General features: G+C 43.1%; 18 protein-coding genes and 2 tRNA genes. 14 read left to right on the top strand and 6 right to left on the bottom strand.

The genetic code is table 11. The annotated features are described in order from the left end of the window. Positions 1-60: 60 nt before the first annotated feature. The 12 genes from QVD32_RS06555 (at position 61) to QVD32_RS06500 (ending at position 18486) form a co-directional block, all read left to right on the top strand. On the top strand, positions 61-1002 hold the full coding sequence (locus tag QVD32_RS06555) for a FecR family protein (protein ID WP_046410600.1): 942 nt from the start codon (positions 61-63) through the stop codon (positions 1000-1002). A gap of 33 nt (positions 1003-1035) precedes the next feature. After that, entirely contained in the window at positions 1036-4437 is a 3402-nt protein-coding gene (locus tag QVD32_RS06550; protein ID WP_118687024.1) for a TonB-dependent receptor, read from the top strand. Positions 4438-4452: 15 nt separating this feature from the next. Then, the gene (locus QVD32_RS06545) at positions 4453-6186 is read left to right on the top strand and encodes a RagB/SusD family nutrient uptake outer membrane protein (RefSeq protein WP_008863038.1); all 1734 of its coding nucleotides are present in this window, start codon (positions 4453-4455) and stop codon (positions 6184-6186) included. Between the two features lie 68 nt (positions 6187-6254). Beyond that, entirely contained in the window at positions 6255-7112 is an 858-nt protein-coding gene (locus tag QVD32_RS06540) for an endonuclease/exonuclease/phosphatase family protein (protein WP_229033576.1), read from the top strand. 3 nt (positions 7113-7115) lie between these two features. After that, positions 7116-7898: an endonuclease/exonuclease/phosphatase family protein gene (locus QVD32_RS06535; protein WP_021891713.1), complete on the top strand. Its 783-nt coding sequence runs from the start codon at positions 7116-7118 to the stop codon at positions 7896-7898. A 9-nt stretch (positions 7899-7907) separates the two neighbouring features. After that, positions 7908-8930: an endonuclease/exonuclease/phosphatase family protein gene (locus QVD32_RS06530; RefSeq protein ID WP_008863041.1), complete on the top strand. Its 1023-nt coding sequence runs from the start codon at positions 7908-7910 to the stop codon at positions 8928-8930. Positions 8931-8951: 21 nt separating this feature from the next. Next, positions 8952-10475: a right-handed parallel beta-helix repeat-containing protein gene (locus QVD32_RS06525; protein WP_021891712.1), complete on the top strand. Its 1524-nt coding sequence runs from the start codon at positions 8952-8954 to the stop codon at positions 10473-10475. 138 nt (positions 10476-10613) lie between these two features. Continuing rightward, a complete protein-coding gene (locus QVD32_RS06520) occupies positions 10614-12782 on the top strand; it encodes an alpha-N-acetylglucosaminidase (protein ID WP_021891711.1) in 2169 nt (722 codons plus the stop codon). 42 nt (positions 12783-12824) lie between these two features. Then, on the top strand, positions 12825-13970 hold the full coding sequence (locus QVD32_RS06515; RefSeq protein ID WP_021891710.1) for a glycerate kinase family protein: 1146 nt from the start codon (positions 12825-12827) through the stop codon (positions 13968-13970). Beyond that, a complete protein-coding gene (locus tag QVD32_RS06510; protein WP_287710166.1) occupies positions 13963-15216 on the top strand; it encodes a GntP family permease in 1254 nt (417 codons plus the stop codon). The genes QVD32_RS06515 and QVD32_RS06510 overlap by 8 nt, the downstream gene beginning before the upstream one ends. After that, positions 15207-16301: an acyltransferase family protein gene (locus tag QVD32_RS06505; RefSeq protein WP_021891708.1), complete on the top strand. Its 1095-nt coding sequence runs from the start codon at positions 15207-15209 to the stop codon at positions 16299-16301. Before QVD32_RS06510 ends, QVD32_RS06505 begins: the two co-directional genes overlap by 10 nt. A gap of 4 nt (positions 16302-16305) precedes the next feature. Continuing rightward, complete coding sequence (locus QVD32_RS06500) at positions 16306-18486, top strand: alpha-N-acetylglucosaminidase (RefSeq protein WP_021891707.1); 2181 nt, start codon at positions 16306-16308, stop codon at positions 18484-18486. A 73-nt stretch (positions 18487-18559) separates the two neighbouring features. On the opposite strand, the gene QVD32_RS06495 is transcribed toward QVD32_RS06500, so the two are convergent. Both QVD32_RS06495 and QVD32_RS06490 read right to left on the bottom strand, forming a co-directional pair. Then, on the bottom strand, positions 18560-19252 hold the full coding sequence (locus tag QVD32_RS06495; protein ID WP_021891706.1) for a Dph6-related ATP pyrophosphatase: 693 nt from the start codon (positions 19250-19252) through the stop codon (positions 18560-18562). A gap of 13 nt (positions 19253-19265) precedes the next feature. Next, a complete protein-coding gene (locus QVD32_RS06490) occupies positions 19266-20123 on the bottom strand; it encodes an alpha/beta hydrolase (RefSeq protein WP_021891705.1) in 858 nt (285 codons plus the stop codon). Positions 20124-20339: 216 nt separating this feature from the next. Between QVD32_RS06490 and QVD32_RS06485 the strand changes: the two genes are divergently transcribed. Next, positions 20340-21284 (top strand): DMT family transporter, encoded by a 945-nt coding sequence (locus QVD32_RS06485; protein WP_195241938.1) that lies wholly within the window; start codon positions 20340-20342, stop codon positions 21282-21284. A 72-nt stretch (positions 21285-21356) separates the two neighbouring features. On the opposite strand, the gene QVD32_RS06480 is transcribed toward QVD32_RS06485, so the two are convergent. The 4 genes from QVD32_RS06480 to QVD32_RS06465 form a co-directional block, all read right to left on the bottom strand. Continuing rightward, on the bottom strand, positions 21357-22190 hold the full coding sequence (locus tag QVD32_RS06480; RefSeq protein WP_021891703.1) for an HAD family hydrolase: 834 nt from the start codon (positions 22188-22190) through the stop codon (positions 21357-21359). A gap of 90 nt (positions 22191-22280) precedes the next feature. Then, positions 22281-23207 carry a magnesium transporter CorA family protein gene (locus QVD32_RS06475; protein ID WP_008863052.1) on the bottom strand — a complete coding sequence of 309 codons (927 nt, stop codon included), beginning with the start codon at positions 23205-23207 and terminating at the stop codon, positions 22281-22283. Positions 23208-23384: 177 nt separating this feature from the next. Next, positions 23385-23458: transfer RNA gene (locus tag QVD32_RS06470), tRNA-Asn, on the bottom strand. A gap of 19 nt (positions 23459-23477) precedes the next feature. Next, positions 23478-23551, bottom strand: a tRNA-Asn gene (locus tag QVD32_RS06465). Positions 23552-23633: 82 nt separating this feature from the next. Between QVD32_RS06465 and QVD32_RS06460 the strand changes: the two genes are divergently transcribed. Beyond that, on the top strand, positions 23634-24626 hold the full coding sequence (locus tag QVD32_RS06460) for an adenosine kinase (protein ID WP_229033575.1): 993 nt from the start codon (positions 23634-23636) through the stop codon (positions 24624-24626). Positions 24627-24643 lie beyond the last annotated feature (17 nt).

Here is a 24643-nt window from a genome sequence, read left to right as displayed (position 1 = left end):
TATCTGTATATAATACTTTTTGAAATTTATATAGTATTATATAATGAAAGCCAATGAAACATGCATTTTAGAAAACGACATCAGACCGATTCTGAGATATTGAAATATATATCCGGGCATATCGACAAAGATATAAACCGGCTGTTAAATGCCGAATCTTTGCCAATGGGAGGATGCGATGTGCCGGATTTCGATAAATTCGGCGTGTATGAAAGTTTGGCGCAGAGAATAGGTCGAAGCGAAAGACGAAATGTCTGGACGGTTTGTAAATGGGCTTGTGCCATTGCATTGGTATTGTTGAATGTCGGATATTTGGCTTATCAGAATATCGATTTATCGAAGCCTGTCTATAAAGAGGTTTGTTCTTTGAAGGGAGAACGATTGGTCGTATTGCTCGAAGATGGAACGCGAGTGTGGTTGAATGCAGACTCGAAGTTGGTTTATCCAGAGCAATTTGCGAAGGATAAAAGAGAAGTATCGTTAGTAGGCGAGGCTTATTTTGAAGTAAAGAAGGATATATCTAAACCGTTCATGGTACAGGCAGACGAAATGAATATCCGTGTAACGGGAACGAGTTTTAACGTATCGGGATATCCTACGGATTCGGTGGTTACGACCACGTTGGACGAAGGGGGTATAGTGATAAGTTATCCGTATGCAGAAAAATCGGGAACATATCAGATGGCTCCCGGCCAGACTGCAATTTATGAAAAAGGAAGTAGGCTTTGTAAAGTCATGAAGAACGAGTATTATAAAGATGCTTCTGTTTGGAAGGAAAATAAATTGATATTCAGAAATGCTCCTTTGGAAGAGGTCTTGACTACATTGTCTCGACAATTTGATGTTTCTTTTGATATCCGCAGTGAAAAGATAGCTGCGTTCACATATAATTTCACCTGCAAGCTAAACAATTTGTCAGGTATTTTTGAAATGATGTCTGCCATTACCCCAATTAAGTTTAATGAAATATCGGAGAATGTATATGCTGTGAAAGAAAAATAATTAGTCTAATAACTTAACAAACACTCAAAATTTATGCTGGAAAAATACGTTTTTCCATACATCAGAAAGTGGTGTGTGGTAGGAGGGCTTTGTCTTGCTTTTCCGTGGGTTGCTTATGCTCAGCAACAGAAAATCTCGTTAAACATTCAGAATGTTACATTGAAACAAGCGATGGAACAGATAAAGGAGCAAGCTGTTGTAAATGTGGCATATAGTAAGGAATTTGTAGACCCGAACAAGACCGTTTCCTTGAAGGTCGAAAATGTGAGTTTGCAGACGGCGCTGACCCAACTATTTAAGGGTACAGATGTCGGATTCCGTTTCTTGGATAATAGTGTTCTTTTATACAATCAAAAGGAACAAGACAGTTCGGGAGCTGCATCGAAAGAGCAACAAATCGTATCGGTCAAAGGTACTGTCGTAGATCAAGTGACCGGCGAGCCTATTATCGGAGCGTCTGTTGCCGTAGAGGGATCATCGAAAGGAACCAGTACCGATTTGGACGGTAAATATTCGTTAAACGCACCCGTGGGTAGTACTTTGAAATTTTCTTATGTCGGATATAAGGAAACGAAAAAAGAGGTATTGCAGGCCGGGGTGTTAGATGTTTCTCTCATGGAGAGTTCTGTTTCTTTGGACGATGTGGTGGTCGTCGGTTATGGCGTACAGAAGAAGGTGAACGTAACCGGGGCCGTATCTATGGTAAAAGGAGATGAATTGGAAAACCGTCCCGTCGCTAATGTCAGTGCGGGGTTACAAGGCTTATTGCCGGGTGTGAGCATTACGTCTTCGTCTGGGCAGCCCGGAGCCGTGCCTTCAATAACGGTTCGTGGTGTCAGTACCATAAATAGTAGTACCGCACCTCTTATATTGATTGACGGAGTTTCGGGTGGAGATTTGAATTTATTGAATCCCAATGATGTAGAGAGTGTGTCGGTTTTGAAGGATGCTGCATCTGCCGCTATTTACGGAGCTCGTGCGGCCAACGGGGTTATTTTGATTACAACCAAGCAGGGCAAACGAAAGGAGAAGGCTACATTGACCTATTCGGGATATGTGGGTATGCAAACACCTACCGCTTTGCCGGAATTGGTAACAGGCCGGCAGTATATGGAGTTGTCTAACGAGGCAATGTCTGCCGCCGGTTTTTCCAGACCTTATGATGTGGATGCTTTTGAAAAATATGATTCGGGAATGTATCCCAATGAATATTCGAACACAGATTGGGTGAATGAAATTTTTAAGAAACATGCGTTGCAAACGAGTCACTCGGTAAGTGTAAGAGGTGGAAGCGAGAAAAGCAGCTACTTTATGTCTTACGGTTATTTAGATCAAGATGGATTGGTCGTGGGTGATGCATTTAAAACAAAACGGCACAATGCAAGAATCAATGTGAATACAGAGGTTTTCGATCGATTGAAAATAAACGGGAATGTCAGTTTTGTCGATTATTACCGTAATGCGTCCGGATTTTCGGGTACTGGTGGCGTATTTCGTTTAGCCCAACGTATGTCTCCGCTGTTACCGGTGAAATGGCAACAACAAAATGAGATGGGATTATGGGAAGACACCGAATATTGGTCCAGCGGGAGTATAAATAATCCTGTTTATGTTGCCACAGAGGGTGGAGAGGAAAAGAGAAAATCTCGTACATTGAATACTATCGTGAGTGCGGATTTGCGTATAATCGACGGTTTGAATTTAGGAGGACAATATGCTGCGAACTATTATTTCAGAGAAACTGATAAGTTTACTCCTACGTTACCGGAATATTTTTCAGACGGGACTCCCGATCCTGCTAATAAAAATATGAGAAATTCGGTGAGCCAAGCACATCAAGATGCTTTGACTCAAACCTTACAGTTAACATTGAATTTTCAGAAGCAGATCAATAAACATGAGATCGGGGCTTTGTTGGGATATTCGCAAGAGTGGTATAATTTCAGTAGTTTAAGCGCGAGTCGTAAGAAAATACCATTTGATGGCATTTATGTGATCGATGCAGGGACCGAGGATATTACGAATAGCGGTACGAAGAGTTCTTGGGCTTTGCGCTCTTATTTCGGCCGTGTGAATTATGCGTTTGATGGAAAGTATTTGGTAGAAGCGAATATGCGTATCGATGGTACTTCTCGCTTCGCTAGGGATAATCGTTGGGGATATTTTCCATCTTTCTCGGCTGGTTGGAATTTTTCCAGAGAAGAATTTATGCAGTTTGCAGAACCTGTGTTGAGTTCCGGTAAACTGAGGGCTTCTTGGGGTGAATTAGGAAACCAGAATGTGGGTAGCGATTATTATCCATATTTGACTCCTATTGATTCGGGAGAAAGTTATCCGATCGGAGGAAAACAGAATATCGGTTTTCAACAAAGTAAATTGGGAAATGCCAATATCAAGTGGGAAACGATAAGAATGTTGAATGTCGGTGTAGATTTGACTTTCTTTAATAATAGGTTGACCGCTTCTTTCGATTGGTTTAAGAAAGATAATATCGATGCATTGGTGAAACCTGTTTATCCTACGGTCGTAGGAATCACCGGAACGGCTAATTTGCCTTATGAAAACATGGGTAAAATCGAAAATAAAGGTTGGGAGCTTGAAATCGGTTGGCGAGACCAGATTGGAGAAGTGAAATATAATTTGCTATTCAATCTTTCTGATGCCAAAAATAAAATTGTCGATTTAGGAACGAGTGAACCTCGATTAACCAATAACATTCGTAGAGAAGGAGATCCTATCGACGCTTATTATGGTTATTTGACCGATGGTTTGGCACAGATTGATGACTTTGGCGGTGTCGATAGTAATGGAAAGTATATTAATCCTAAGTTCGCTATTCCAAAAGCGGCAGAAGCTATAACACAACCGGGAGATATTAAATATCGAGATATTTCTGGACCCGGTGGAATTCCAGATGGAGAAATAGATGAATATGATAAGGTTGTATTTGGCGATCCGTATCCGCATTATTCCTATTCATTGAGAGGCCAGTTGCAATGGAGAGATTGGGATTTTAGTTTTTATTTCCAAGGAGTGGGGAAAGTAAATGGTTATCTGTCAGATGAAGCCCGTCACTGTTTTATCAACGATTATTCTATTCCTAAGGTAGAACATTTGGATCGCTGGACTCCTAACAACCCCGATGCCACATATCCTAGACTGTATCAAGCTCAATCTCATAATTTATTATTCAGTGATTATTGGAAAGAAGATGCTTCGTATTTGCGTTTGAAAAATGTACAATTGGGTTATTCTATTCCCAAAAAACTTCTTAATCGATGGAAAATAGAGGGGTTGCGATTGTATGCGTCGGCAGATAATTTACTGACATTCACTAAATATTTCGGTGCTTATGATCCGGAAGTACGGGAATCTTCGGGCGATGTTTACCCCCAAGTAAAGACATACGTATTCGGTTTAGTTCTTTCATTTTAATAAATACCATTGCATATGAAAACGATTAAATATATTGCGGCTTTTTTGCCGTTGGCATCATTGTTGGTTTCATGTAACGATGATTTTTTAGACAGATATCCTCAGGATTCCGTGACTAATGAAACTTATTGGAAGACGGAGGAGCAGTTGCGCGCGGCATTGTATCCTTGTTATGAAACATTTGAATATGAGTTGTTGATTAAATGGGCAGAGTCTACGGCCGAAACTGTAATATGGGGTGATAAAAACAGCGGACTTTCAAAAGTATCGGGAGGGAAACATGCTTATACCGATGGGTTCCCCTTTACTTCGTATTGGAGATATTCTTACGGACATATTCACACTTGCAATAATTTCCTAGATAATTACAATCGGGCCGAAATCGACCAAGATGTTAAAGATGTCTATGCCGCCGAGGTGAAGGTCATAAGGTCGTGGGTATATTTTATGTTGACGACTTTTTTTGGAGATGTTCCCTGGATTAACCATGTTATTACGTCCGAAGGAGCTTATGGACCTCGTACTCCACGAAGTGAAGTTATCGATAGCTTAATGACCGATTTGGATTGGGCTGCTTCGAAATTACCTCATGAAAGGCAAACGGGAGATAATGTAGGTCGTATAGACCGCTGGGGAGCTTTGGCGATGAAAGCACGTATCGCCCTTCAAAACGAACGTTATGATATTGCTGCCAAAGCTGCCAAAGAGATTATAGACAATGGCCCCTACGATCTTTATGATTATGAAAAATTGTATCATCTCGAAGGAGATATAGAGAATAATCCAGATAATAACGAAGCAATTATTTCCAGTATCTATGTGAATGATATTCGCAATAATAACATGTCGAACGAGACTTGTTCGCCGGTGGATTTTATTCGATTTAATCCTACCAAAACGTTGGTCGATGCTTATTTATGTATCGATGGTATGCCAGCTAAGCCGGGATTGGAGTATTATAAACGTACAGATATAAAAACGTCACCTCTGTATAAGTATCCTGAGGAACATTATGCCGATTATTTCCAAAACAGGGATCCGAGAATGAGAATGACGTTGTTTACTCCCGGTGATCAATGGGGTGGCGGTGACGATGGAGATGCCGAATATCGCCGTCCGAACGATATATTTCAGTTACCACGCTTCTCGTCGTTACAACCCGGCCGGAACGGAGCTAACGGGATAACCGGCTTTTATTTCAAAAAATACAATGAGATAAGTATTGCCGGAAATGCCAACAGGTCTCACACCAATTTGAACGTAATTCGTTATCCAGAGGTTCTTTTGATTTATGCAGAAGCTCTTTATAAGATGAACGGGACATTGACCCAAACTGAAATCGATGAGACTATTAATCGTTTGAGAGATCGAGTGGGTATGCATCGAATGGATTTGAAAGAGTTGCAACAGTGGAATCTCGATTTGTGGACCGAAATAAAGAGAGAGCGACGTATCGAGCTTTCGTTCGACGGTATGCGATATGCAGATATAATGCGTTGGAGAGAAGGTGAATTGCGTTTTGGTCGGGCTATTACAGGGCCTAGTCTAACCGTTTGTATGAACGATTTGGGCGCTAATCCTTATCCCGATACCGGAGTCGATGAATTCGGCGATGTGATTTACGAAAAATCGAGAGCAGAAGGAGGTCCCCGTTATTTCGATCCGGCTATGCATTATTTGTGGCCTGTGCCTTATGAGGAAAGAATGAAAAATCCTCTGTTGGGTCAAAATCCCGGTTGGCCGGAATAAGTTGAATTTCTAATCCACACTATTAGAATCCTAATAGTGTGGATATTAATGAACTATAAAATATGATTATGATGAAACGTGTGTTTATATTGATGATGAGTATCAGTGCGGTTTTTATGGGTTGTAGTAAAGCCAATGAACCGCAAGGAGATGCCGGTTGGGATGGTAACACTGAACCCAAAGAAAACCTGGTCGTGATGAGTTATAACATAAAACACTGTGCACCCTATTATGGTGTATCGGGTGAAACAACAACCGCAGATGTGAATAACGTTGCGAATGTGATAAAAAGCAAAAAGCCAGATGTAGTTTTGTTGCAAGAGGTAGATTATAAAACGACAAGAAGTTTGGGTGTGGATCAGGCTAAAGAATTGGCAGAATTGGCCGGTTATCCGTATTATTATTTTTTCAAACAAAAAGATTTTCAGGGCGGGGCTTATGGTGCAGCTATCCTTTCTTCTTTTCAAATGAGCGAAATCGTAAATCATGATCTCCCGAAAGAGATAGATGGACTGACTATTACGGGAAGTAACGTTTTGGGGACAGCCAAGATAAAGTTCAATGGAATCGATGTTTATTTGGCGGTAATCCATTTATCCGTTACTCAGGCGGAAAGGGATAGACAATTCCCCGTTATGATGGAAGAACTTTCTTCTAAAAGTGACTTTCCTATTATTTTAGGAGGGGACTTTAATTCGAAACCGGATAATTCGATTATCGGCAAGTTGGAAGCTGCCGGATTTGTCAGGACGAATACAGATCCGAAAAATTTTACAATTCCTTCTAATGCGCCCAATCGGGAAATAGACTATATCGCTTACAGGCCTTTGGAATATTTTAATGTTGTTTCTCATACTGTCGTTACGGGGGTAAATGCATCCGATCATCTCCCTATTATTTCTGTGTTGAAAATTTCAAAACCGTAGAAAATGAAAGCATTTAAATATCTTTTGATTGTCGTGTTTTTATACCAGTTTGGAAACGTATATGCACAAGACACTTTGAGAATAAAGGTAATGACCTATAATATTCGTTTTGGAGAATTGGCATCGTTGGAGGAACTGGCTTCGCATATAAAGTCTTTCAATCCCGATTTCGTTGCGTTGCAGGAAATAGATTGTAAAACCGATAGAGGAGAGAGAGCTCCGCATCAAATCGGGCGTGACTATATTTCGGAATTGGCATATTTTACAAAGATGTTTGGCGTGTATGGGAAAACAATCGATTATAAGGGTGGATATTATGGTATAGGAATCCTTTCCCGATACCCTTATATCGATACGAAGAAAACTTTTTTGCCGTGGCCCAATAAAGCGCAAGAACGTAGAGCTCTGTTAGAGGGTCTGTTTGAAATAGGCGAAGATACGATTTGTTTTGCATCGACACATTTGGATTATCAGTTGCCAAAGACGAGAGAAGCACAGACCGCTTTTATTACCGAGTATTTCAATGATTATCGATACCCTGTGGTTTTAGGAGGAGATTTTAATACAGCTCCTTCGTCAAAGGAAATTAAGTATAATATGTTGGAAAATTGGTTTTTGGCAACCGATTACGATTTTACTGTTCCCGCTTGGAACCCCAAGAGAAAGATAGATTATATTTTCGCCAGACCTAAACAGGGGTGGAAAATTGTGAGAACTCAAACCGTTCAGTCTGTTTTATCCGACCACTTGCCTATTGTGACAGAATTGGAGTATGTAAAATATTAATTTCTTGTTATGAAAAGGGTATTTATATTATCGATATTGATTTTGTTTATAAGTTTATGTACTGGTTCTATATCGGCTGGAACGACGAAGTTACTTTCTTATAACATTAAAGGTCATAGTATGACCTCATCGAGGTTGGCCGATATTGCTACCATTATCAATACGCAAAATCCCGATATCGTGGCTTTGCAAGAAGTCGATAACCGTTCGTTAGGTATCTTTAATCATGATTATTTAAGCGAACTGGCCGAATCTACTGGCATGCATTCGCAGTTTTTTGCTTTGGTGGGGACTTATTATGGCATAGGTATTTTATCGAAGACAGAACCTATATCGGTGAAAACCCAGTCTTTTGCCCCATCGGATACTTCGAAAGACAAGGAGTCCCGCGGTTTTCTCATTGCCGAATTTGACAACTTCTATTTCCTTTGTACGCATTATTCTCTTAATGCCGATGACCGAGATACTGCGACAGAATGGGCTATCCGCTTTGCACGGCAAAGTGATAAGACTGTCTTTATCGCTGGCGACTTCAATGCTCAGCCTACTTATCGGGCAATGGTGACTTTCAAAGAGTATGGATTTTCGATACTGAACAATACGGCTCTATATACCTACCCGGCTAAGGACCCTACGTCGTGCATAGATATGATTATCTCTTATCGACCCGATGATTCTCTTAAATATACAACCACGGAGACGGGTGTCGTTACCGAAGAACCGGGTCTGACACTTTCAGATGTATCGGATCATTTACCTGTATTCGTTACTATCGAAGCCGAGGGGAGTGCAGTGTATGACGCTACTTCTTTGCAGGAAATAAACCTTATCAGGAGTGCCGACGGTTTTTCGCTTAGTAATCTCAAAACAACGTCTCAGGTGAATATTTATGACATATCGGGAAAATTGGTAAAGACACAAAATGTAGATAATGCAACGAATATAGTTTTACCGGAAGGTTCTCGAAATGGACTTTATGTTATTCGAGTTTCTAATGCTTATCAGAATAGCAGTTTTAAATATCTATATTAACCATTAAATTTTTAAATTATTATGAAGAAGGTTACATTTTTAACGTGTGTACTTGCATTGTGTACAAGTACGATGTTTGCACAAACTTTGGAAGTAACGACGGCCGACATGGACCCGGTAGCAGCCGGTGGGTTGGTGTATGTGATTGAACATGCCGAATCGGGCAGTGTCATCGAGTTTAATTTCGATGGAGAAGTGTTGGATTACGGTGAAGGAACCGGTATTGCCATCAAAGGAAAGAAACTAACTTTTAACGGTATCAATAAAAAGAATGGAAAACGAGTAACCATAAAAGGGTTGGAATCGTTGTTTACGGTCGGTGAAGCATCTGAGATTTCATTAAACGATCTTATCATCGACGGTTTTAAGAATATTGCTATCCGATTGAGTGGCAATTCGACACTGAATGCTAATAACTGTCAGTTTTCGAATAATTACGAACCTCTTAGCAGTAAAGTCAATAATGGCGGCGTGATAAGGGTGAGTGGTTCCAATGCTTTTTTGAAAAATTCCTTATTCCTCAAAAACAGATGCGGTGCTTCTTATGGAGGCGGTGCTGTTTGTGCTTATGGAGATTCGGAATTGCGTGTTGAAAATTGTTCTTTCGTGGAAAATGAAGGGGCAGCGGGTGGCGCCATAGGTGTAAATGCGACGGCAAAGAATCCTTCTCCCCGTGTTTATATTGCTAATTCTACATTTGCCAATAATATAGCAGACGATCGTGGTGGTGCTATTTATATGCAGACAGCGACCGCTGTTGATGTTTTTTCTCCGGTTATTGTAAATTGTACGTTTGTCGGTAATTTGGGAAGCAACGGTGGTGCGCTTTGCGTATGGTCGAAGGCTACCACTACTATGGAGCCTACTTTCGTGAACAATTTGTTTGCTGAAAATTATAGCAATACGTGGATGGACGACGAATCGAGATTCGATATAGTTGCCTTTTATATGGCGGGACAAGTCGATGCTAATAACCAACCTTTGCCCCAAACTGTATTACCGGTTTGCAAGAACAATTTATACGTAGCTGCTTCTGACGGTTTTTTTGCCGACGGTTCGAATAAAGCCGTTAATTTCGATAGCGATGTCATTTTCGCCGCTACCGAACAAAATCCGTGGGACGAGGGAGATGAGAGCTATAATCACCAGACGAGTGTTCTTTCGGGCGATATGAAGGTTGCGATGATTGCAGAAAACAGTATTGCTTCGGGTGCAGGTATCGCCGTGGTAGATGGCGTGGAGATTCCCACGGTCGATCAATTGGGTAATGCGCGTCCTGCTACTCCTTCGGTGGGAGCCGTAGAGTACTCTTCTTTGAGTGGTATCACAGGAAATGTAAAAGATGTTGTTCGCATTTGGAATAATGGGAATATCGTTTATGCAACGGGGTTGGATAAAGCTGCTACCGCTAAGGTGTACAGTATGACCGGCGGATTGGTTTATGAAGGAATCATAGCCAATCATTCGGCTTTGGAATTGCCGATAGAAGAAGGTGTTTATTTGATCGTTGTTGATAAAGCGATACAGAAACTTATCATAAAGTGATAGATAGAGTATAGGTTCATGAAAATCGTGTCGTGAGTTGCTTCTGTTCTTACAAGAGATATTATAGAATATCGGGTCTGTAAGTGGTTCATGACACGATTTTTATTCGGTAATAGGTTTAATTAAAAAAATAATTCCATGAAATACCACATATCAAGTAGTTTGTTTGTGCTTTTTTGTATCGTACTGTGTGCTTGTAACTCGTCTTCGGTCGAGAAAGACGGCATAATACAACCCGCTTTTGATTTAATCGAGCGGCAAATCGGGGAGAGAGCGGCCGATATACAGTTGGAGGAGATAGCTCCTGAGAATGGGAAAGAGACTTTCGAGGTAGAGGCTAAAAACGGTATTCTCACGTTGAGAGGCAGCAGCTCGGTGGCTATTTGTTATGCGTTCCATACTTATTTACGAGAGGCTTGCTCGGCGATGAAAACATGGAGCGGGGAGCGTATGGAGTTGCCTGAGACTTGGCCCGATTTTGTTTTGAAAAAGCAGACTACGCCGTATGAGTACCGATATTTCTTGAATGTGTGTACCTTTGGTTATACAACTCCGTATTGGGATTGGGAACGCTGGGAAAAGGAAATCGACTGGATGGCTCTGCGGGGAGTCAATATGCCGTTGGCTACCGTAGCGAGCGAGGCGATTGCCGAGCGAGTGTGGCTGAAAATGGGATTGAAAGAAGAGGATATACGGGCTTTTTTTACCGGCCCGGCACATTTGCCGTGGCATCGTATGGGGAATCTGAATGGTTGGGACGGCCCGCTTACGGACGGTTGGCAAAAGGAGCAGATAAAACTGCAACACAAGATATTGAATCGAATGCGTGAACTGGGTATGGAGCCTATTGCTCCTGCATTTGCCGGTTTTGTACCTACTGCGTTTGCCGAACGACACCCCGAGATACAATTCAAACATTTGGAATGGGGCGGATTCGATGAAAAATACAACGCTTATGTATTGCCTCCCGAGACTCCCTACTTTAAGGAGATAGGAAAACTTTTTATCGAAGAGTGGGAAAAAGAGTTTGGGAAAAATACTTACTATCTGTCGGATAGTTTCAATGAGATGAAATTGCCTGTCGCCGAGGGTGACGATGACGGGAAACACAAGTTATTGGCACAATACGGCGAATCTATATATCATTCGATTGCGGCCGGTAATCCCGATGCCGTTTGGGTAACGCAAGGCTGGACTTTCGGATATCAACACGATTTTTGGGACAAGGCTAGCTTGCAGGCTTTGTTGAGCAGGGTTCCCGACGATAAAATGATTATTATCGATTTGGGAAACGATTATCCGAAATGGGTTTGGGGCACTGAACAAACGTGGAAAAATCATGATGGTTTTTATGGGAAAAAATGGATATTCAGTTATGTGCCGAACTTTGGGGGAAAGACTCCGATGACGGGCGATTTGCAGATGTATGCGACCTCTTCGGCCGAAGCTTTGCATAGTGCGAATGCCGGTAATTTGGTCGGGTTCGGTTCTGCTCCCGAAGGGCTTGAAAATAACGAGGTCGTTTATGAATTGTTGGCCGATATGGGTTGGACAGGCGATTCGATAGATTTGGATTCTTGGTTGCCTGTTTATTGTAAGGCTCGTTACGGCGGTTGCCCGGCGGCTATGGATAGTGCTTGGCAGCAGTTCAGGGAAACAGTTTATAGCTCGTTGTATTCTTACCCCCGGTTTACTTGGCAAACGGTTGTCCCGGATACTCGCCGAATCAGTAAGTTGGACGTGAGCGATTCGTTCTTGCAAGGTGTCGAACTGTTTTTGTCGTGTGCCGATAGTTTGGAATCGTCGCCGCTGTATGTGAATGATGCCATTGAATATGCCTCTTATTATTTGGCCGCCAAAGCTGATGACTGTTATAAGCGGGCTTTGAAAGAAGATTCTTTGGGGAACCGAGTGGCGGCCATGCAGCAGTTGGATCGTTCGGTCGAGATTCTTTTAGATGTGGATAAGTTGTTGGCTTCGCATCCGTTGTATCGACTGGAAGAGTGGGTGGATATGGCCCGCGATTGGGGGAAAACGGATTTGGAGAAAGATGCCTATGAGGCTAATGCCAAGCGGTTGATTACGACATGGGGTGGTTTCCAAGAAGATTATGCCGCCCGGTTTTGGAGCGGGTTGATAAAGGATTATTATATTCCCCGTATGAAGTTGTATTTTTCGGAACAGCGGGCCGATTTGGACCGTTGGGAGGAAAATTGGATAAAAGCTCCGTGGCACAATACCTCTACGTCATTCGAAGATCCGTTACAAAGCGCGATTAAATTGGTCGAACGATATAAAGGGGAATAGGTCTTATTTTTATTAACTTTGGAATGTTTTGGAGCGAGAGTGATGAAAAGGGTAATTTTGGCTTTTGATTCTTTCAAAGGATGTGCGAGTTCGCAGGAGATCGCAGCCTCTGCGCGGCAGGGGATTATCGACGTGTTTCCCGAATGTGCGGTGGTGGTAGTGCCTGTGGCCGACGGAGGTGAAGGTACAGTCGAGGCGATTTGCTCGAATATGTCCGTCGAGCGGGTATCGTGCCGTGTTCATGATCCTCTTATGAATCCGATGGAAGCGGCATACGGAATTACTTCTGATGGATCGACCGCTATATTGGAAATGGCAGCTGCAAGCGGTTTGCCTTTGATTCCGCAAGAAAAACGAAATCCTTTGCTCACGACTACATGGGGAACCGGCGAGATGATTGCCGATGCGTTGCAGCGGGGGTGTCGTCGCATTGTCATGGGTATCGGCGGCAGTGCTACTAACGACGCAGGTATCGGTTTGTTGGCGGCGTTGGGTTATCGTTTTTTGGACGAGCGGGGCGAGGAGCTTCCTCCTGTTGGCGAAAGTTTGGGGAAGATTGCCCGGGTGGACGGTTCTTCGGCTAACAAATTGTTGTGTGAAACTTCTTTTACGATAGCTTGCGATGTAAATAATCCTTTTTACGGTAGTCGCGGAGCTGCCGCTGTTTATGCTCCCCAAAAGGGTGCTTCTCCCGATGAAGTCGATTTTTTGGAAAAGGGAATGATTCATTATGCGCAAGTGATAAAGGAGACGAGGCAGATGGATATTTCGGAAATTCCGGGAGCCGGTGCGGCCGGAGGTTTGGGTGGCGGCGTGCTGCCATTCTTGAATGCCGAGTTACAATCGGGGATTGATATTGTTTTGGATATGCTCCGTTTCAGGGAGACGATACAGGGAGCCGATTTGATTTTTACCGGTGAAGGGAAATTGGACAAACAGACCGGTATGGGCAAAGCGTTGGGCGGAATTTTGCGTTATGCGAAAGAGGAGGCTGTCCCGGTAATTGCCATAGGCGGCTGTGTGGAGGCATGCGAAATATTGAATGAGATGGGATTTGCCAGTATTTTTTCCATACAGACGGCTCCGGTATCTTTGCAGGAAGCAATGGATCGGGATTTTGCTTTGAAGAATATAAGGCAGGTCGTCACACAGATTATGCGAACCATTCAAATAGGGACACATGGATAGTACGGTAGGTGCATTAATCGGATTGCTGGTGTCGATATTCTTGATAATCAAGAAAGTTTCACCGGCTTATAGCCTTATTTTGGGCGCTTTGATCGGTGGTTTGGCCGGAGGCTTCTCCTTAGAGGAAGTCGTTGTGTCGATGACCGAGGGCGTGAAAGATGTCTCTTCGGCTGTGTTGCGTATTCTGACGGCGGGGGTATTGTCGGGTGTTCTGATAAAAACAGGGGCTGCAATGACTATTTCAAATGCGATAATCAGGTTTTGGGGTGAGAAACGTGTTTATTTGGCTTTGGCGTTTGCCACGATGTTGTTGTGTGCGGTAGGCGTTTTTATCGATGTAGCGGTGATAACGGTAGCTCCGGTTGCATTGTCTATCGGTCGGAGGTTGGGGATTCCTACTCCGCAACTGCTGCTTGTGATGATAGGTGGAGGGAAAAGCGGAAATATTATTTCGCCCAATCCCAACACGATTATTGCGGCCGAGAATTTTGGGGCCGATTTGCCCTCGGTTATGTTTGCCAATATTATACCGGCCATAATAGGTTTGTTGTTTACCGTGTTCGTGATAGCCCGTTTTTTCCCGGTGAAACCTCGTAAGGTTCATACCGATGGGGAAGAGATGGGACACGACGATGGGTTACCTTCGTTATGGAGTAGTTTGGTGGCTCCCGTCGTGACTATTTTCCTGTTGGCTTTACGACCTTTGTGCGGTATCACCGTAGACCCTTTGGTAGCTCTTCCGGCAGGTGGATTGTGCGGATTGATATGTATGCGGCAATGGAAAAATGCATTGCCGAGTATCGAATTCGGTTTACAGAAAATGTCGGTGATAGCCGTGTTGTTGATCGGTACAGGGACTATTGCCGGTGTGATTAAAGATTCGACTTTGAAAGATTATATCTTGGCCATGTTGGATCATGTGAGTATGGGAAAGGATATGATTGCTCCTATTTCCGGTATTTTAATGTCTGCCGCTACGGCTTCGACTACGGCGGGAGCTACGTTGGCTTCTGCCTCTTTTGCCGATACGATTTTAGCAGTGGGCGTTTCGTCGATATGGGGTGCGGCGATGGTTAATGCCGGGTCTACCGTACTGGATCATTTGCCTCACGGGTCGTTTTTCCATGCTACGGGAGGGGTTTGCGATTTGACGTTTAGAGACCGGTTGAAACTGATTCCTTATGAAACACTTATCGGAGCCGTGTTAACTCTATTCTCGATTATAATGTATTGGATATGTCGTTGACGAGCACTTCTAAACGGTTGGTTTCATTGGACGTGTTGAGGGGTATTACCGTTTGCGGTATGATTCTCGTCAACAATGCAGGAGCGTGCGGATATGCATATGCTCCTTTGAAACATGCGAAATGGGACGGATTTACACCGGCCGATCTTGTTTTTCCTGCCTTCATGTTTATCATGGGAGTCTCTATTTATTTGTCGCTCAATAAATCGAATTTCGATTGGCGGGTTTCGATTGCCCGAATCCTGCGGCGCACGGCATTGATTTTCGTGTCGGGTGTCTCCCTCAAATGGATTTTGGCGTTTATTGCTACCGGTGAATACAATACGCTTGAAAATTTACGGATTATGGGTGTATTGCAGCGACTGGGAATCTGTTACGGGATTGTAGCTCTTTTGGCTGTGACTGTTCGTCATCGTTTGTTCCCGACGATTATCGCCGTTTTGCTTGTCGGGTATTATTTGCTGCAACTTTTCGGGAACGGATTTGAGAAATGTGCCGGGAATATTGTCTCTATGGTCGATTATGCCGTGTTGGGAAAATCTCATATGTATTTGGGCGGAGCTCAATTCGTCGACCCCGAAGGGATATTGAGTACGATTCCGGCAATAGCTCAGGTGATGATAGGATTTCTTTGCGGAAAAGTTATCGTCGGAGAGAAGGAGATACGTTCACAAATCGTGAAGTTGGCGGTTTGGGGTACATCGATGTTCGTTATCGGGTATCTGTGGAGCTATGCCGCTCCTTTAAACAAACGGCTGTGGTCTCCGAGTTTCGTTTTGGTAACTTGCGGTATCACCTCTCTGATTTTTGCGACACTCATTTATATTATCGACGATTCGAAGAGGACGCGTTGGTCGTTTCCGTTCTTGGTAGTAGGCGTAAATCCGTTATCGATTTATATATTCAGCGAAATTGCCGGAGGGTTATTCCGTAAACTCCAATGGACGACAATATCGTTCGAAGGGATATGGCAGCCTCTTTTCGGGAATTACGGAGGCAGTTTGGCCTATGCGCTCGCCTTTCTTATGTTTAATTGGCTCATTGCCTTTTTCTTGTACAAAAAGCATATTTATATCAAATTATAGAAAGATGAAAAAACTATTTTTTATTGCTTCGTTTTTTATGCTATTGGGAATGACGGCTTGTTCCTCGAAGGATCGCAATGTGTTGGCCGTGGAACAACTTACTCATCGTTTAATCCCCCAATATGCCGATCGATTCGTGTTCGAGATAGTTCCTGAGGAGGATAGGGATTACTATTCGTTGGAAAGTAAGGACGGAAAAATCCACATTAGCGGGAATAACGCTAATTCGATGGCTGCCGGATTGAATTATTATTTGAAATATTATTGTCTGACGACTGTATCGTGGTATGCCGATATTCCGGTCGAAATGCCCGATGTGTTACCTATGGTGGAAAAACCGGTCGTCGTAGAAGCGAAAGTGGATAATCGCTTTTTCTTGAATTATTGTACTTACGGGTATTCCATGCCTTTTTGGAAATGGAAGGACTGGGAGCGTTTTATCGATTGGATGGCGTTGAACGGAGTGAATATGCCATTAGCTATAACCGGCCAAGAGATGGTGTGGTATAAAGTGTGGAAAAAAATAGGGCTGACCGATGAAGAGATTCGTTCTTATTTTACGGGCCCGGTTTATTTACCGTGGCATCGCATGGCGAATATCGATGGCTGGAACGGGCCGTTACCCATGCAATGGTTGGAATCTCAGGCCGAGTTGCAGAAAAAGATCTTGGCTCGTGAGCGCGAATTGAACATGACGCCGGTATTGCCCGCTTTTGCAGGGCATGTGCCGGCTGCCTTGAAACGGATTCACCCCGATGCCAATATTCAATATTTGGGAAAATGGGCGGGTTTCGGCGATTCGTATCGCTGTCATTTCTTGAATCCCGAAGAACCGCTTTTTGCAGAGATTCAAAAGAGTTTCTTGGAAGAACAGGAAAAGATGTTCGGGACAGACCATATTTATGGTGTGGATCCTTTTAACGAGGTGGATCCGCCGAGCTGGGAGCCCGAATATCTGGCACAGGTATCTTCGGATATGTATAAATCGTTGGCTGCTGCCGACCCCGATGCCGTGTGGTTGCAAATGACATGGATGTTTTATCACGATCGAAAATTGTGGACAGCACCTCGGGTGAAAGCTCTGTTGACCGGGGTTCCGTCCGATAAATTGGTTTTGTTGGATTATCATTGTGAAAATGTAGAGCTGTGGAAAAGTACGGAGAAATTTCATGGGCAGCCTTATATCTGGTGTTATTTGGGGAATTTTGGAGGTAATACCACGTTGACCGGAAATGTAAAAGAGAGCGGTGACAGGCTCGATAACGCTTTGATAAATGGAGGAGACAACTTAAAAGGTATAGGCTCTACATTGGAAGGACTGGATATCAATCAGTTCCCTTATGAATATATCTTTGAGAAAGCGTGGACGATAGATGTGAATGGAAAGGATTGGGTGGAGCGTTTGGCGGATAGGCATGTAGGAGCCGTTTCAGAATCGGTACGCGAGGCTTGGCAGATATTGTTTGAAGATGTTTTTGTACAAGTACCCCGTACATTAGGTATTTTGCCCGGATATCGGCCGAAATTGGGAGATAACTATAATAAACGGATCAGTAACGAGTATGATAACGCTACATTGCTGCGGGTGTGGGAGCTTTTATTGGAAGTTCCGTCTTGCGACAGAGATGCATTCGAGATAGATGTGATTATGACAGGTCGTCAACTCTTGGGCAATTATTTTTTGGACGTGAAAAAAGAATTTGACGGTTTTTATAAGAAACGGAATGTTCCCGGGTTGAAAGAAAAGGCTTCTGAAATGAGAGAGATACTGTCCGATTTGGAATTGTTGAATTCTTTCCACAACCGGGCATCGTTGGATAAATGGATTGAAGATGCCCGCAGTTTGGGCGATACCGACGAATTGAAAAATTATTATGAGAAAAATGCTCGTAATTTAATAACTACATGGGGCGGTAGTTTGAACGATTATGCGAGTCGTACATGGGCCGGTCTTCTGAACGATTATTATGCCAAACGATGGGAAATTTATTTTGATGCTGTGATCGGTGCGGCGGAAAAAGGAATAGAGTTGAATAAAGATGAATTGAAGAGCCGGCTTGCGACTTTTGAGCAAGAGTGGGTAGATAGTACTACTCCTATTCAGATACACAGGGAGGGTTCGTTGTTGGATACAGCTCGTCATTTGTTGGAAAAATACGGGCCGAGGATTGAGAAATCTCTCTAAGCCGATTTTCCTGTAATGCTATTCTACAAGGGGATACGACAATGCAGTCGTTATCCTCTTGTAGATTTTTTTGTTAGGGAGCATTGTAGATGTCGATATACCAGAATCCGGTGTTCTGTTTCAGATCTTGACAAGGATATTCTTTATACGATACAGGGCCCAAGTGACAAGGAACGGATTCTTTAAAGATAGGGCCGTCAAAAACGAATGAATGATACTCTCCGTTTTCGCCACAGATATCGACGCCGTCGGGTAAATCGTTTATAAAATCATAGTCTATTATTCTGCCGACGAAAGTTTTGTCGAGTACACTACCGTCGACACAGGTGATTATGGCTTTGAAACCGGAGTCTATAAATTCATGTAATAGCTCTTGGGGTGAATTGTTCCATAAAGGAAAATCTGTTTTTAATCCTGCTTGTCTGCATTTTTCTTCTCTGCTGATTTTTAATTCCAGCAAATGAATATCGCCGAATAGGGCAGTGGAAATTTCCTGACTTTTGAATTTGTCTATGATTTCTTGTAAAGATATTTTGTATTTATCTTCTGAATATTCGGTATTTATGTCACAGGTAACGAGCGGAATTCCTATGCTTTGAGATTGTGCTTTCAATAGGTCGAGGTTGGTTCCGTGCATGGGAATGCGGTTGTTCGTAGAGTCGATAACCGTAAGCAACGCTTTGATGTCGAATCTGTTTAACGCTCTGTATAGGGCCAAAGCCGAGTCCTTACCGCTGCTCCAATTAAAATATGCTTTTGTTTTCATGTTTGGAGCTTATTCAAAATGAACGCAACCAATCGGAAAGTTCATCATGAACGGCTTTTTTGAATCGGAACGACTCATTATATCCCCAGCCGTGACCTCCTGTGGGATAAATATGCAATGAGACCGGTATTTGATATCGATGCAGGGCTTTGTAATAACGGAGGCTGTTTTCGACAGGGACAGCTCGGTCGTCATCGGAGAGGGCGATAAAAGCCCGTGGTGACTCTGCGTTGACGTGTTTCTCATTGGAATAGTAATCGATGAGTGCTTTGCTCGGATTCTTCCCGATGAGATTTTCTCTCGACCCGCTGTGAGTTATCGTTTCGTCCATAGAGATTACCGGATAAACGAGAATTTGGAAAGCTGGCCGTAATTCTGCCGGATAGTGGGTCGCGAAAGTGGAAGCCAAGTGTCCGCCGGCGGAAAAGCCCATAATTCCTATGTCATCGGGGTTTATCTTCCATTCGGCAGCATGGGATTTTACGACCCGCATGGCCTCGCAAACATCGGACATGGGGACTTTGTGGTTTCCGTGCGGCATGCGGTATTTGAGGACAATGAGGGCGATGCCTTGATGTTTGAAGTAGTCGGCATAGGCATATCCTTCGTGGTCGTAGGCCAGAAGGGCATATCCTCCTCCCGGGCACATGATGACGGCTCGTCCTGTATTTTTCCCTTCGGGTAGAAAGACTTTGATCGAGGGGCGATAGATTCTGACGTTTTCGTCGTATGTTTTTCCTTCATCGTCATTCTTTTCTAACGGCCCGTTTTCCCATAAAGCTATGTCGATGGGGCGGTTGTTTTCTGCGTAAATGTCGGTACAAGTCATAGAAGCTGCAAGAACTATAAAAATAAGACTTTTGAATTTCATGTGTATTGTTTTTAGGTGAATATTTTGCTGAATGTCGTGCATGAGGGAACTGTGGCGGTTTATCGGGGCTGAGCCGTGGCTTGCCTGTTTCCTCGGTTTATTGCAAAGATAATTCTTTATTGTGTGAACGGAAAAAGACGGAGAAATAAAAGTCGTATGAAAAATCTTTATTGTGGAAACAATTTGTACTTTTGCGCCCGAAATAACAGCAAGGGAATGAAAGAAAAATTAAAAGGCCATTCGGCTATGTTCACGGCAAATTTCTTATGGGGAATTATGTCGCCTATTTCCAAAGCAATCTTTTTGACCGGAACGATTTCGGCGTTTTCGCTAACCAACATGCGTATGGCCGGGGCGGCGATTCTTTTTTGGATTGCTTCTTTGTTTATGCCTCGGGAGCCGATTACTAAACGAGATTTGCTTTTGCTTTTCGTAGCATCTTTGTTCGGGATAACATTGAATCAAGGTTTCTTTGTGTTGGGATTGTCTTATACGACGCCGATAGATGCTTCGGTCGTCGCTTCTTTGGCTCCTATTATTACCATGATATTGGCTGCATTTATCCAGAAAGAGCCTATGACCGGCAAGAAGGTTGTGGGTGTATTTATGGGGCTTTCGGGAGCTTTAATGCTTATTTTGAACGGAGCGGGTACTGTTTCGGAAGGGCTTTCGGGTGGCCGGGTTATGGGAGACTTGTTTTGTTTGGTCGCTGAAATCAGTTTTGCTATTTATTATGTGGCTTTTAAGGGTTTGATAAGCCGGTATACACCTGTGACTTTGATGAAGTGGATGTTCTTGTTTTCTACGATTTGCTGTTTGCCGCTCGGGGGAAACGATTTGTTGAGCATCCCATATTCCGATCTTAGCGGCACGATTTATCTCGATTTGTTTTTTGTCGTATTCGGTGCTACATTTTTATCTTATATGTTGGTTTCTATCGGACAAAAACGTTTGAGACCGACTATTTTAAGCATGTATAATTATACCCAGCCGATAGTCGCTTCTTTGTTGGCTGTTTGGTGGGGAATGGATAGCTTTGATTTGAAAAAGGGCTTTGCCATTCTTCTTGTTTTCTTGGGTGTTTATGTGGTGACAACCAGTAAATCGAGAGCACAAGTAGAGGCGGAAATGGCTAGACAAAATAATGCTGTCGATAAGTAATTGATTTTTAGTATATAATTGCTCTATATTATTTATAATATATCTATATTTTATTTATAAATAAAGGGCGATTTATAGAAAATCTTCGCAAAGGAATCGAGCTACTCCGTCGTGGTCGTTGTCGGGAATGATAGCCGTCGCTTGTCTTTTGATTTCTTCGGTAGCATTGACCGGTGCATATCGGCGGTCTGCCAAGTTAAAGAGGGGTAAATCGTTGAGGTTATCGCCAAAAGCTACGACTTCCCACGGATTTATTCGGTCGATTATAAGCTGGGCTGTCGCTGCTTTGGAAACTCCTTTGGGATATATTTCCAGATTTCCATAGTCGGGAACAGCGATGTCGCGATAACAGAACACACTACAATTTCCGGCACGGGTTATTTCGGCTGCTGCTGTTTCGAGTTTGTCGAAACGGTCGATGACCAGCATGAATAGGGGAGGATTATCGGTCAGTTCGGCCGTATAGTTGTCGGTGGGTATAAAATCTTTATAAGGAGTGTTTTCCCGCTTGTATTTAAAATCCCGTTGTATATTGTTTACGAGTGGTTTGTGAAACACTTGGAGTTTATTGTTCTCGATTCGGTAAACAAAGGGGATCAAGTCTCTATTTTCGAGTACCGAGATGTAACGGAGGGCCGAGTCATCGGTGAATCCATTCGTTTGTATGTAATGTTTGTTTTGTATGTCGTAGAGTACGGCTCCGTTCATGAGTACTACCGGTAGGTCGAGCTGTAATTGTTTCAGTAAGGGAACGACCGTAGCTGGTGTTCGAGCCGTAGCTATCGTAAAGAGCATACCTTTTTGCAGTAAAAGGTTGATATTCTCGACAGAATGGGAGGTTACGATCGAATTACTATTGAGTAGAGTCCCGTCTAAATCGGAGATATAAAGTGTTCTGGTTTTCATAATCGGGTACTGTTTCGGGGGTGTTTTTATAATTTTCGGAATCAAGCTCTCGGATAACGGTGGTACTCCACCGTTATCCGAGAAAATATCTTAGAACCATTTGATTTTTCTGAATACAATGAAGGCCAAAGCAGACAACAGCACGGAGAAACAAACGATTAAAGAGAATGCGTGCGGAAGTTCTTCGATGTGTATGTCTACGTTCATGCCATAAAAACTGGCTATCAAAGTGGGAACCATCAGAACGATGGAAAGACTGGTCATGCGTTTCATGATGGTGTTGACGTTGTTCGAGATGATGGAGGCAAAAGCATCCATCGTTCCGGTTAAAATGTCGCTGTAAATGTTCACCATATTTTGGGCCTGTTTCAATTCTATCATCACGTCTTCCAAAAGTTCGGGATTTTGGTAATCCTTCTCATTGAATATTTTGGGCAATTTTCTTATCATTACCTCATTTCCTCGGATAGACGTGTTGAAGTAGACCAGACATTTTTGCAAGTTCATCAAACGGAGAAGGTCTTCATTACGTATGCTTTGTTGTAACTCTTTTTCGGCTGTGCTGACTTCGTTGTTGATTTGTTTCAGGTATTTGAGAAACCATACGGAAGAAGAGTATATCAGACGGAGAATCAGTTCATATCGGTTGGGGACATTTATTCCTTTACGTCGGGTATATTCGATGAAATCGGGGATCATGGCTGTCGAATGATAGCAGACCGAAATGATGATTTCGTTATTGGTAATAATCCCGATAGGTACGGTCGTATAGGTAATGTTGTTGTCTTTTACGAAGATGGGGATACGTAAAATAGTCAACAACCAATTTCCTTCCGAATCGATACGGGGACGTTCGTCGGTGTCGGCAATATCGTGTAAAAATGCAGCCGGTACATTCAATTCTTTTTCGAGGAAATCGAAATCATCGGGTGTAGGGCATTCGACATTTACCCAGCAGTTGGGAAGCCAATTGGGTTTTTCGATAAAACCTGCTTCACAAAAGAGATACTTTCTCATTGCGTTGCTCCTTTCTTTTTTGTATCCCGAAGGGAGCCCGCAAGATTCGACATCAAATCTCACTTACTCCCACGGGAGATGTTAATACTACTTGTGTACGTTCGTGAGTTTGAATCGTCCATGATTTATCGGTTTGATTGAACAAAAAGAGTTCGTCTTACGAACGAACTCCCGAAGCTCTTCAGGTTGGACTTGAACCAACGACCCTCTGATTAACAGTCAGATGCTCTAACCGACTGAGCTACTGAAGAATAAAAATATCAAAATCGGCTCTTCAGGTTGGACTTGAACCAACGACCCTCTGATTAACAGTCAGATGCTCTAACCGACTGAGCTACTGAAGAAGATTGCATTCGTTAAAAATGCGTTGCAAAAGTAATGGCTTATTTCCAATTATGCAATATATTTGCAAAAAAAATTTCCAGAATGAGGATAGTAGGATTGGGAAATGCTCTTACAGATGTACTTGCACGGTTACATTCCGACGAGTGTTTCGATGAGATGGGGCTGCTGAAAGGCGGTATGCAACTTATAGACGAAGAGAAGCTTTTGAGAATCATGTCGGTTTTCGAAGGGCTGGAAACCACCTTAGCATCAGGCGGGTCGGCCGCTAATGCTGTTTCGGGAGTAGCCCGTATGGGAATAGAGAGCGGATTCATCGGGAAAATAGGTCGGGATGCTTATGGACGTTTCTTCCGGGAGGATATGGAGCGCAATGGCGTGCAGACTTTATTGATCGAAGGAGAACAGGCTTCGGGTTGTGCCATGACGATGATTACTCCCGATGGAGAGCGGACTTTCGGTACATTCTTGGGTGCTGCGGCTACTTTGTGCGCCGAGGAGCTCTCTGCCGAAATGTTCGAAGGGTATGATATACTGCATATCGAAGGGTATTTGGTGCAAGACACTTCGTTGATTTTACGAGCCGTACAATTGGCAAAAGAGGCCGGCTTGTCTGTTTCTTTCGATATGGCGAGTTACAATGTAGTAAAAGATAATTATGCGATTATCCGTGATTTGGTGGAGAATTATGTGGATATCCTATTTGCGAACGAGGAAGAGGCATTGGCCTATACAGGCGAAGAGCCCCGTAAAGCGACAGAGATATTGTCGCGATATTGTAGGATTGCTGTCGTAAAATGTGGTGCACAAGGTTCTTTCGTAGGGTGTGAAGGCATAATTACCGAGGTTCCTGCGACACCAGAGGTTCGAGTAGATTCTACGGGAGCCGGGGATTTATATGCTTCGGGATTTCTTTACGGTCTTTCTCAAAATTGCTCGTTGGGAGTCTGCGGCGCTATCGGTTCTTTATTGGCGGGTCGTGTGATTAAAGTAATCGGTACTAAGATGAGCGATGAGATTTGGACTGAAATAAAGTTAAAAGTATCTTCTATGGTTGCCGAAGATATTCGGCATTAGTTATCTTCGTGTGATTA

It is taken from the genome of Barnesiella sp. (assembly GCF_022723415.1).
GTDB classification, from domain to species: Bacteria; Bacteroidota; Bacteroidia; order Bacteroidales; family Barnesiellaceae; genus Barnesiella; species Barnesiella intestinihominis.
Note: the sequence above shows the minus strand (reverse complement) of the source record. Positions and strands in the feature narration are given on the sequence as shown.